Here is a 2,170-nt window from a genome sequence, read left to right on the forward strand (position 1 = left end):
TCCTTTTTGCTCATTTCTTACAAACGAACCAAATAGAGCAATAGATTTAACTTTATATTTTTTTAAAATATTTTTGTGTTCATTTATGATTTTTTTAATTTCTTCTTTATTCATTTCCTATTCTCCTGTTTAAAATTCACCTTTATAATTATATAATAATTTAAAAAGCAAGAGAATAAATCCCCTGCCTTTTTAAAAGTCTATATTGTAGATGTAGAACTTATTTACCGTAATATCTTTTTATTCTCTCTCTATCCTCATTTTCTTTATCACCTTTGTAATAAATTTCTATAAACTCAATTTTATCCATGTCCTCGTAATATGCATATATTACTCTAATCCCCGACTTGCTTCCTTTTCCCTTTAAAGATTTACATGCAAACTTTGTTGCCTTATATATTTTAGGATAATCTATTTTTAAACCTGTTAATTTAAAAATACCTTTATAGTCCAATCCTATTTTATGGTAGGCTTTTAATCCTGAATTAATAAAAATTTCCAAATCATCTTCAAGTGTTCCATATTTCTTTTTTAACTTTTTCATGTCCTTGTCAAATTCAGGAAGATTTTCTCTCTTATTGAATACTTTCATGACACTCTCTCACTGAGTATTGGGGTGTCCTATAGAAAACAGCCTCATATTCAATTATTTCTTGATTTTCTGTAGTTAACCAAGGAACATCGTTATGTGAATATATGCTTATTTGAGTAGCATTCATATCAGAAAGTCTATTCAATACATTATTAATTAATTCAATTTCAGTAGATTTTAACTTATTAATATCTGGTTTTCTCAGTGGTAGATACTTAGTTTGAGGATACCTAAAATATTTGCTCTTAATTTTAGTAATTTCTTTTTCTTCAATCATTTTATCTATAATCTTTTTAAATTCTATTGGCGTTGGTCCATATACGTTTTTTTTGTAAGTTGCTCCTATTAACTGCTCCTCATACTTTTCATAGTAATCTAAATCTATAAAGTAAAGAAATTTATAGATTGTGGTTTCCCCAACATTTGGTTTTGAGCCAACCTTATTTAATATGTAAAGAAAAACCTCTTTGAATTTCTCTTGATTTTTCTGGGGAACATTTATTCTAATTTGATGTTCTATGCTCGCTTTATTTTTTATATTTTCTAAAAAAACTTCTTGTTCCTTTTTAAAAGCCAATAAAATTTCCACAGAAAGATTAAATATTTCAGAAAATCTTATTAATTCATCAGTTGAAACTTTTCTTGCTCCATTTTCTATTTGAGATATTGTGGGTCTTGAAACACTCATTAATTCAGCAAGTCTTTCTTGACTTATCTCTAATTTTTCTCTCAAGAATTTTATTCTTTTACCAAGATTTTTATAGATCTCAGTCATTTTGCCTCCTTGTTAATAAATCATGATTATTATACTTAATGTAAGATATTCTGTCAAATTATTGTTAGATTTCTAAACATAATTAATTTTAATATTTTTATTTTAACACCCGCCTGCTTAAAAATTAAGAAAGGCGAAAGATTAAACCTTTGCCTTTCTGAGATAATTAAACACTTTAAACAAAGTCACAGGACCTACTTTTTCTATAACTTGGTATTCTCCTTTCAAATGTTTTACTATATATTTAGCGTAATCACTTTCTTTCTCCTCGATAGTATGGGAGTCCCAAATTGGCAGGAGCTCCAATTCTTCTCCTTATTGTTTCTTGAGTTGCAATAACTAAAACTATAATAGTGAAAATGTAAGGAAACATCTTTAAGAAGAAAGATGGAATGGTTGTACCCAATGCTTGAATTCTATATTGAAAAGCTTCTACACCTCCAAATAGATACGCTCCTAAAACTGCTCTAAAAGGATCCCAGGTCGCAAATATAACTAAAGCTATAGCTATCCAACCTTTGCCTGCAGTCATATTTTCTATCCATGTAGGAGCATAAGCTAATGATAGATAGGCACCAGCTAATCCTGAAAACATACCCCCAATTAAAACATAGATATATCTTATTCTGTAAATATTTACTCCTAAAGAGTCAGCTGTTGCAGGATCCTCTCCTACTGCTCTCAGATGTAATCCTGGTTTGGTTTTATACATAATAAACCAGGAGAGAGGAATAATAATATATGTTAAATAAACTAATAAGTCATGTTGAAAAAATATTCTTCCAATAAATGGGATACTTGAA

Annotated in this window: 4 protein-coding genes; all 4 read right to left on the reverse strand. The window is 28.6% G+C overall.

Features of this window, described 5'->3' with window-relative positions:
- A partial coding sequence (locus tag KKC53_01340; protein MBU2597813.1) for a nucleotidyltransferase occupies positions 1 to 114 on the reverse strand: 114 nt, incomplete at its 3' end.
- A 106-nt stretch (positions 115 to 220) separates the two neighbouring features.
- Entirely contained in the window at positions 221 to 592 is a 372-nt protein-coding gene (locus tag KKC53_01345) for a hypothetical protein (GenBank protein ID MBU2597814.1), read from the reverse strand.
- On the reverse strand, positions 576 to 1,367 hold the full coding sequence (locus KKC53_01350; protein MBU2597815.1) for a DUF4065 domain-containing protein: 792 nt from the start codon (positions 1,365 to 1,367) through the stop codon (positions 576 to 578). The genes KKC53_01345 and KKC53_01350 overlap by 17 nt, the downstream gene beginning before the upstream one ends.
- A 253-nt stretch (positions 1,368 to 1,620) precedes the next feature.
- Positions 1,621 to 2,170: ABC transporter permease (locus KKC53_01355; GenBank protein ID MBU2597816.1), on the reverse strand; the 550-nt coding region annotated here is incomplete at its 5' end.

Source organism: Actinomycetota bacterium, assembly GCA_018830725.1.
Lineage (GTDB): Bacteria > Actinomycetota > Humimicrobiia > JAHJRV01 > JAHJRV01 > JAHJRV01.